The following is a 7,943-nucleotide window of genomic DNA, read 5'->3' as shown; positions in this document are numbered from 1 at the left end:
TATTTAACTCAAATTACGCCTTGAACTCAGTCATTTTTCCTGCGCAAAATTTAGAGTACTTATTTAATATAATTGGTATAATAATTTAACTTTAAATCACAATAAAAACAAAAAAGGCTACAGTAAGTAGCCTTTTTTATCATCGCGTGCATTGTTATCTTATAACTGCTGCAGCTGCTCTTCTGACAATGTAATATCATCATTCTTATTAATACCGATACCTGCATCAATAATCGTTTGAGCAATCTGTTTTGCTTCTTCTAAAGAGTGCATCGCATAAGTACCACATTGGTACTCATTTAATTCTGGAATATCATTTTGATCCGTCACGTTTAATACATCTTTCATTGCAGCTAACCATGATTGGCCAACTTTATCTTCCGTTGGCTCACCGATTAAGCTCATGTAGAAACCAGTACGACACCCCATTGGTGAAATATCGATAATCTCTACTTGCTCACCATTTAAATGGTCACGCATAAAACCAGCAAATAAATGCTCTAATGTATGAATGCCCTTCTCAGATAAAATATCTTGATTCGGAATAGTAAAACGTAAATCGAATACCGTAATAGTATCTTTACTTGGTGTTTGCATTGTTTTAGCGATACGTACAGCCGGTGCTTTCATGATCGTATGATCAACAGTGAAGCTATCTAATAATGGCATAACTTGTCCTTTAAAATAAATTGAAATAATTGTTTATATGTACATTGTAACTTAAACATGATTTATGAGAAAAACATTCTCCATAACCAACTAGAGTCTAAGTTTTCTTGGCACCCTTTTAATTGCGATGCATATCTTTTAGATCGCGCATCAACACGTTGCGCCACTTTAATAAGCCAAGGCTTTTTATTATAAGATTTGTTTTTATAACCCGTCCAACCTTCATGGTAGTTAAGGTATTGGCTATAAGCAGCCCATTTTGAAATTCCGTTGATTTTATGCGTTTTATCAGTAAACCAGCCCATAAAATCAATGGCATCATCAAACTCATCTCGATCAGACCAAAAACTCCCTGCCTCATCTTGATAATCCCCCCAAGCCGCATCTCGAGCTTGCGCATAGCCATAGGCATCACTCATCCTACCGATAGGGATAAACCAAAAATATTCCATAGGAGGCGCAGCATCATGCACAAAGCTGCTTTCTTGGTACATCATTGCCATCGGGACATGAATAGGTGTTCCCCAACGCTCATTCATATCTTTCGCTGCTTCATACCAGCTTCTATGCTCAAAAAAAATCTCGCATATATTCTCAGGATTTTTTGGCGGCGCTGTAGCACATGCCATTAATGAAAGAGGAAAAAGTAATATGGTTAATTTTTTAAATACATTCATAGTGTTAACTCACACCTTTACCGTTAAGTATGACAATGTATATTTAACCTTTACAGTGGTGAAAGCGATCAAAGGCAGGTGTAGCATAACCTTAAATAATAAGGCTGCTACACTTTATACTTGTTATTGTTTTTTTGCATTTTCAAAGTAGTTTGCTAAAAAGTCAGGAAAACTTAATGTATCCGCAGCTTCAATATTACGTTGCTCTTCTATTGAGTCTTCTTTTTGTTTAGCAAAAACATCATCAGACCAGATAGTATATTCTTGCTGCTCTAACTCAGTTTTATATTCTTTGCTCAATTGTATCGCCAGTGAACCATTATCACCTTTCGAGTTAATAATACGATCAAGGATCCTTGCAGAACTTGTATCTTCAGGTTTTTCAAAACGCGGACTAATATGCAACATCGCATTTTGATAACAATTTTTATCAGAGTTTTTATCTAACAATATCGCCATTTCCGAAAGTTGAGTATTTAACCACTCTCCCCAACCCGCGACATCAAGCGTTTTATCTGTAATTGATAATGTTAACTCTGGATCTCTTCCTCTAATAACAACATCATCAAAGTTACTTGCACAAAGTTGATACTCTTGTTGCGATAAACTTGGAGATTCAATACTTGCACACCAAGTCAGGAAAAGATCTAAAAAGTGGGCTTGTTCTTGAGTAATCCCTAGTTTACTAAATGGGTTCACATCTAATGAACGAATTTCGATATATTCGATACCACGTGCTTTTAAAGCTTGAGATGGTGTTTCATCGCTGTTTTGTACACGCTTTGCACGAATTGATGAATACAGTTCATTTTCAATTTGTAAAATATTGTCATTAAGCTGTAAGTATTCACCATTTTTAACAATCCCCATCTCTATAAACTTAGGATCTTTTTTCGATAAGGCTACTCTCACACTGTCTAAATAACTGTCTAAATCGTTATAACAAATATTCAAGCCTGACTGAGAGCTGTTTGTATAACCAAGATCACTTAAGCGTAATGACGTTGCATAAGGTAAGTAAATAGTACCTTTACCTGTTTCTTTAAAATCAAACTTAGTCTCTTTACCTTGTAAAAAAGATTTACAAATAGCTGGTGAAGCACCAAATAAATAAGGAATAACCCAACCATAACGTAAATAGTTACGAATCAATCCCATATAACCAGCAGATTGAGCATCTTGACCTGTTAATGGCGAGTTATGTAACTCCCCCCAAGTATCCCAAAAAGCAGCAGGTAAAGAAAAGTTATAATGCACACCAGAAATGATTTGCATCATACTGCCATATCTATTTTTTAAACCTTGTCGATAAGTGGTTTTCATTCGCCCAATATTCGACGTACCAAACTGAGCAAGCTCGACATGATCTTCGCTTTCAACATAGCAAGGCATACTCATCGGCCACAAATACTGCTCTTTAGGAAGATTCATAACAACATGGTGATGGATATCTTCTAAGTAATTAAATAATTCGTTTACGTTTTTGGAAACAGGTGTAATGAATTCTAATAGGCTTTCAGAAAAATCAGTTGTGATAGAGCTATGTGTTAATGCTCGGCCATAGGCAGCTGGATGCGGCTCTTGAGATAACTTACCATTTACATTAACACGTAAAGTTTCACGCTCGATTCCACGACCAAACTCAATAAAACTTTCTGGATGTTCGCTCAGAAACTGGATACGTTGTTGAAAATTTTTAAGCAAAATTAGACCCTTGAGTAATTTTTTTGAAGGGTAACTTTAACACTTAACGCTATTGAAAAAAATAAGAATTACTCAAAACAACATACACCTTCTATACTTTTATATTGATCTACAAGAATATATAACAATGAATACAAAACACTTCAAAGTAATTCTAAAATCATATAATTAAAAAGGTGATTTTATATAATTAAATTAGTAGGTTAAACGATTAGCCATTCAATTTAATTTGATATATTATTAACAAAACAAAATTTTGTAATTTTTTACAAACTTAATAATGAAAATGGATATATATCATGAAGAAAATTACTTTTTTATCACTAATTGCAAGTGCCGCTTTAGCTGGTTGTGTTACTACAAGTGACGACTCTACAAGTCTAACTGATATTGACTTTAACGATTTAACATGTGAACAAATTGAGACAACATTTACAGAATACAAAGAAAATATAGACTCATCTGATACTTACACTGGCTTAGTCGGAATCGTAAGTTCAGAAGCTGAAGCTTCAGCTAACACTGCTAAAGCGCAAGCGATGGATATGTATAATCAAGCTAAAGAAAAGGCTCAACCAGTAATTGAATTTAAAAACTGTGATATCAATATCTAATTGATAGACTAGAGCCTAATAAGGAGGAAGGAATATTTTTCCTCCTTAAATAATAAACATCATAATAATAAAATAACGGGTGCTTTTTCCGATTAGCATGAACAAAAAAGCAGTTGTTTTACTTAACTTTAACCAACCTGCAAATAAGCAAAGCACATCACCAATAATGGGTAACCAACTTAATAATAAGGCCCAATTCCCCCAACGCTTACAAAATATTAAAAGATAAGGATATTTAAGCGCCGCTTTAGTTTGCCCCCAGCGAATATAATACCCAAGTAAAAAAGTCGTAATCGCACCAAAAGTATTACCTATCGTCACGACACTAAACAACCACCAACCTGATAAAGCTGCTTGCTTTAAGTAGTAAACAAATAAAACTTCTGATCCCCCCGGAAAGAGAGTAGAAGAAACAAATCCACTGATAAATAACAGCCAATACTCTTGCATCAAAGTTCCTAGTAATTGGTAGCCGATAGTTAATTTAGGTGACTGGCATAACAATAAAAAAGGCCACTAAAAAGTGACCTTAATGATTAAACTAATTTACTAGCGCTTAACCTACAATAGCTAATAGTACACCAGCAGCAACAGCACTACCTAATACACCTGCTACATTTGGGCCCATCGCATGCATCAATAAGAAGTTATGCGGATTAGCTTCTAACCCCACCTTATTTGCTACACGCGCAGCCATTGGTACCGCAGAAACCCCTGCAGCCCCAATCAATGGATTAATAGGACTTTTAGAGAAACGTCCCATTGCTTTCGCCATTAATACACCTGATGCAGTACCAATTGAAAAGGCAATTGCGCCCAACCCTAAAATACCCAATGTTTCTAAGTTTAAAAACTTATCAGCAGATAATTTAGAACCAACACCTAACCCTAAGAAAATAGTAACGATGTTAATTAGCTCATTTTGTGCTGTAGAGCTTAAACGATCGACGACACCAGATTCACGCATCAAGTTACCTAAACAGAACATACCAACTAAAGGCGTTGCCGCAGGTAAAAATAGAATAGTCATAAACAGTACAGCCAATGGGAAAATAATTTTTTCCTTTTGACTGACTGGACGTAACTGTTCCATTTTGATTTCACGTTCAGCCGGTGTTGTTAAAGCTCGCATAATAGGCGGTTGAATAATAGGAACCAATGCCATGTATGAATACGCAGCTACCGCAATTGCCCCTAATAAATCAGGCGCTAATTTAGAGGCTAAGAAAATAGCCGTTGGCCCATCAGCACCACCGATAATAGCAATCGCCGAGGCATCCGCTAAGCTAAACTCAAACCCTGGCACTAAGTTTAATATAATCGCACCAAATAACGTCGCAAAAATACCAAACTGCGCAGCAGCCCCTAAGAATAGAGTCTTAGGATTTGCAATCAACGCACCAAAATCAGTTAATGCCCCTACACCCATAAAGATGATTAGCGGGAAGATGCCCGTTTCAATCCCGATATGGTAGATGTAATAAAGCATGCCTCCTTCATCATTAAAACCGGCATTAGGAATATTCGCTAAAATAGCACCAAACCCAATCGGTAATAATAATAAAGGCTCAAATTTGCGTACAATGGCGAGATACAATAGCAAACCACCTACAGCCATCATTATTAATTCTGGCCATTGGAAATTTGCAATTCCCGTATCAGTCCATAGTGTCATTAATCCATTCACGTTAACTCTTCCTTAACCTATTGAGAACAGTGAGTCACCCACTGAAACCGCATCACCTTCTTTGATATTCACCGACTGTACTGTGCCTGATTTAGGCGCACGAATTTCAGTTTCCATTTTCATTGCTTCCATAATCACTAACACATCGCCTTCATCAACATTTTCACCAGCACTTACTAGTACTTTAAAAATATTACCGGCTAGAGGCGCTGGTACGTCTTCACCTTCAGCATTTGTAGCTGGTGCTGCCGGTGAGGCTGTCGCACTTGCTGCAACTGGCTGATTGCTCGCTTTAACTGGTGTAATACCATCAATACTGCCTTCAGGACCAACTTGTACTGTAAATAATTGACCGTCAACTGAAACAGAATAAGATTCAGGTTCTTTTGTTGTTGAAGAAGCTGGCACTAAATCATCTGCACTTGGTACTGGTTCAAAAGCTTCTGGATTATTTCTATTCTCTAAAAACTTCAAGCCAATTTCAGGGAATAAAGCATAAATTAATGCATCATCTACTTCATTCTCAGCAAGCTTAATGCCTTTCTCACCAGCTATTTTTTTCAGTTCTTGTTGAATTGAATCCATCTCTGGTGCGATATTATCAGCAGGACGACAAGTAATAGCTGTTGCACCATCTAATACTTTAGTTTGTAGATCAGCGTTTACTGATGCAGGTGTCATACCGTACTCGCCTTTTAATACACCAGCTGTTTCTTTAGTGATATTCTTATAACGCTCTCCCATTAATACATTAATAACAGATTGCGTTCCGACAATTTGAGAAGTCGGCGTTACAAGTGGAATGAAACCAAGATCTTCACGTACACGCGGGATCTCTTTTAACACTTCATCCATTTTATCAGCGGCACCTTGCTGCTTAAGCTGACTTTCCATATTCGTTAACATGCCGCCCGGTACTTGGGCTAACAGAATGCGTGGATCAACGCCTTTTAATTCACCTTCAAACTTCACGTATTTCTTACGAACATCACGGAAGTAAGAAGAAATATCTTCTAATTGGTGTAAATCTAATCCTGTGTCACGCTCTGTACCTTCAACAATAGAAACGAGTGTCTCTGTTGGTGAATGACCATAAGTCATACTCATTGATGAAATAGCGGTATCAATGATGTCCACACCAGCATCAATTGCTTTTTGTTGAGTTGCAACACTTAATCCAGTCGTTGCATGGCAATGTAATGCTAAAGGAATATTAGTGCTAGCTTTAATCTTGGTGACTAGCTCTTCAGCAACATAAGGCTTTAATAAACCCGCCATATCTTTAATACAAATAGAATGTGAACCCATATCTTCTAGACGTTTAGCCATGTCGACCCAACCATCTATGTTATGCACAGGACTTGTTGTATAAGAAAGCGTACCTTGAGCATGAGCTCCTACTTCAATAGCTGATTTTATTGCAGTATCAAAATTACGAAGATCGTTCATCGCATCAAAAATACGGAATACGTCAACACCGTTGGTATGTGCACGTTCGATAAACTTTTGTACTACATCATCAGCATAATGACGATAGCCTAATAGGTTTTGTGCTCTTAATAACATTTGTTGTGGTGTATTTGGCATTGCTGCTTTTAAAGCACGAATGCGATCCCATGGATCTTCGCCTAAATAACGAATACATGAATCAAACGTAGCCCCACCCCATGTTTCTAGTGACCAATAACCTATCTTGTCTAATTTTTCAGCGATAGGTAACATATCATCAATACGCATACGTGTTGCAAATAACGATTGATGTGCATCACGTAAAACAACTTCAGTGATTGCGAGAGGCTTTGACATATTCACTTGCTCCTTTGTCGATTTTTTATTGCTCATACAGATTGTGCTTTACGGTATTGTTGTACTGCACTAGTAATAGCTGCAACAACTTGAGGATTGATTTGTGTTTGGTCTGTCTTCGCAGAAACGGGTGTTTTGCGTTTTGGTGCTGTAACCGGTGTGTCTACAGGAATATATTTGGCCATTAAATTAATACAAACAAATAATAAGCCTAAAAATATAAATACGAACGCCATGCCAAGTCCCATTAACATCAAGGCTGTGACTAACGATCCTGAAATATCCATAAAATGTCCCTTTTCCTTTTCGCCTAACCGCGCCAAAAAATTAAATATATTTAAGTGAATTATTATTCAAATAAATATTTAATCGTTTATAACTTGGTTAGCTTTGAATACTTATCACCCTGCCACTATGATAAGCGTAAATATCAACCACTAAATCTAATTACCTAAAATCCTATTAAGTAATTAATAAATCAATAGAGTGGCCTTTCAGAGGTGCTTATTGTAATGCTTTGCCTGTTAAAAGGAAAGGTAGAGAATTTGCGCTAGTTTACAGAGTTTAAAGTTATTGAAGTTAAATAGACTAAGGCTTGATAATAAAAGAAATTATTATTGAAGTAATAAGGAAATAAGGTAATGAAGTAATAAAACGAATAACAGAAGTATATTAGTAAATATATAAACAGGTTATTTATAAAAGATAATTAGAAAGGGGAATAAAAAAGAAATGGTGCGGGTGAAGGGATTCGAACCCCTGACCGCCTGGTTCGTAGCCAGGTAC

8 protein-coding genes are annotated in these 7,943 nt (G+C 36.6%); 1 reads left to right on the top strand and 7 read right to left on the bottom strand.

The window, feature by feature from the left end; genetic code table 11:
- Positions 1 to 159: 159 nt before the first annotated feature.
- From luxS to gshA, 3 genes are all read right to left on the bottom strand, one after another.
- A complete protein-coding gene (gene luxS, locus V6256_RS14300) occupies positions 160 to 669 on the bottom strand; it encodes an S-ribosylhomocysteine lyase (protein ID WP_341598917.1) in 510 nt (169 codons plus the stop codon).
- 62 nt (positions 670 to 731) lie between these two features.
- On the bottom strand, positions 732 to 1,346 hold the full coding sequence (locus tag V6256_RS14295; RefSeq protein WP_341598915.1) for a transglycosylase SLT domain-containing protein: 615 nt from the start codon (positions 1,344 to 1,346) through the stop codon (positions 732 to 734).
- A gap of 123 nt (positions 1,347 to 1,469) precedes the next feature.
- Entirely contained in the window at positions 1,470 to 3,050 is a 1,581-nt protein-coding gene (gene gshA / locus V6256_RS14290; RefSeq protein WP_341598914.1) for a glutamate--cysteine ligase, read from the bottom strand.
- A gap of 299 nt (positions 3,051 to 3,349) precedes the next feature.
- On the opposite strand from gshA, the gene V6256_RS14285 reads away from it, so the two are divergent.
- Positions 3,350 to 3,664 carry a hypothetical protein gene (locus tag V6256_RS14285; RefSeq protein ID WP_341598913.1) on the top strand — a complete coding sequence of 105 codons (315 nt, stop codon included), beginning with the start codon at positions 3,350 to 3,352 and terminating at the stop codon, positions 3,662 to 3,664.
- Between the two features lie 45 nt (positions 3,665 to 3,709).
- Here V6256_RS14285 and V6256_RS14280 read toward each other — a convergent pair whose 3' ends face one another.
- From V6256_RS14280 to V6256_RS14265, 4 genes are all read right to left on the bottom strand, one after another.
- Positions 3,710 to 4,114 carry a YqaA family protein gene (locus V6256_RS14280; protein ID WP_341598912.1) on the bottom strand — a complete coding sequence of 135 codons (405 nt, stop codon included), beginning with the start codon at positions 4,112 to 4,114 and terminating at the stop codon, positions 3,710 to 3,712.
- Between the two features lie 106 nt (positions 4,115 to 4,220).
- Positions 4,221 to 5,339, bottom strand: coding sequence for a sodium ion-translocating decarboxylase subunit beta (locus tag V6256_RS14275; RefSeq protein WP_424141073.1), 1,119 nt, complete (start codon positions 5,337 to 5,339; stop codon positions 4,221 to 4,223).
- Positions 5,340 to 5,363: 24 nt separating this feature from the next.
- Positions 5,364 to 7,157 carry a sodium-extruding oxaloacetate decarboxylase subunit alpha gene (oadA, locus tag V6256_RS14270; RefSeq protein ID WP_341598910.1) on the bottom strand — a complete coding sequence of 598 codons (1,794 nt, stop codon included), beginning with the start codon at positions 7,155 to 7,157 and terminating at the stop codon, positions 5,364 to 5,366.
- A gap of 32 nt (positions 7,158 to 7,189) precedes the next feature.
- Positions 7,190 to 7,444, bottom strand: coding sequence for an oxaloacetate decarboxylase subunit gamma (locus tag V6256_RS14265; protein WP_341598909.1), 255 nt, complete (start codon positions 7,442 to 7,444; stop codon positions 7,190 to 7,192).
- Between the last annotated feature and the right edge of the window lie 499 nt (positions 7,445 to 7,943).

The organism is Psychromonas aquatilis (assembly GCF_038155185.1).
Taxonomy (GTDB): domain Bacteria; phylum Pseudomonadota; class Gammaproteobacteria; order Enterobacterales; family Psychromonadaceae; genus Psychromonas; species Psychromonas aquatilis.
The sequence above is the reverse complement of the archived record's forward strand: the minus strand, read 5'-3'. Positions and strand labels throughout refer to the sequence as shown.

What these genes read in the sequence shown, in the direction of transcription:
- luxS (WP_341598917.1), bottom strand. Translation starts at nt 669, where the DNA reads ATGCCATTATTAGATAGCTTCACTGTTGATCATACGATCATGAAAGCA.
- V6256_RS14295 (WP_341598915.1), bottom strand. Translation starts at nt 1,346, where the DNA reads ATGAATGTATTTAAAAAATTAACCATATTACTTTTTCCTCTTTCATTA.
- V6256_RS14285 (WP_341598913.1), top strand. Translation starts at nt 3,350, where the DNA reads ATGAAGAAAATTACTTTTTTATCACTAATTGCAAGTGCCGCTTTAGCT.
- V6256_RS14280 (WP_341598912.1), bottom strand. Translation starts at nt 4,114, where the DNA reads ATGCAAGAGTATTGGCTGTTATTTATCAGTGGATTTGTTTCTTCTACT.
- V6256_RS14275 (WP_424141073.1), bottom strand. Translation starts at nt 5,339, where the DNA reads ATGACACTATGGACTGATACGGGAATTGCAAATTTCCAATGGCCAGAA.
- oadA (WP_341598910.1), bottom strand. Translation starts at nt 7,157, where the DNA reads ATGTCAAAGCCTCTCGCAATCACTGAAGTTGTTTTACGTGATGCACAT.
- V6256_RS14265 (WP_341598909.1), bottom strand. Translation starts at nt 7,444, where the DNA reads ATGGATATTTCAGGATCGTTAGTCACAGCCTTGATGTTAATGGGACTT.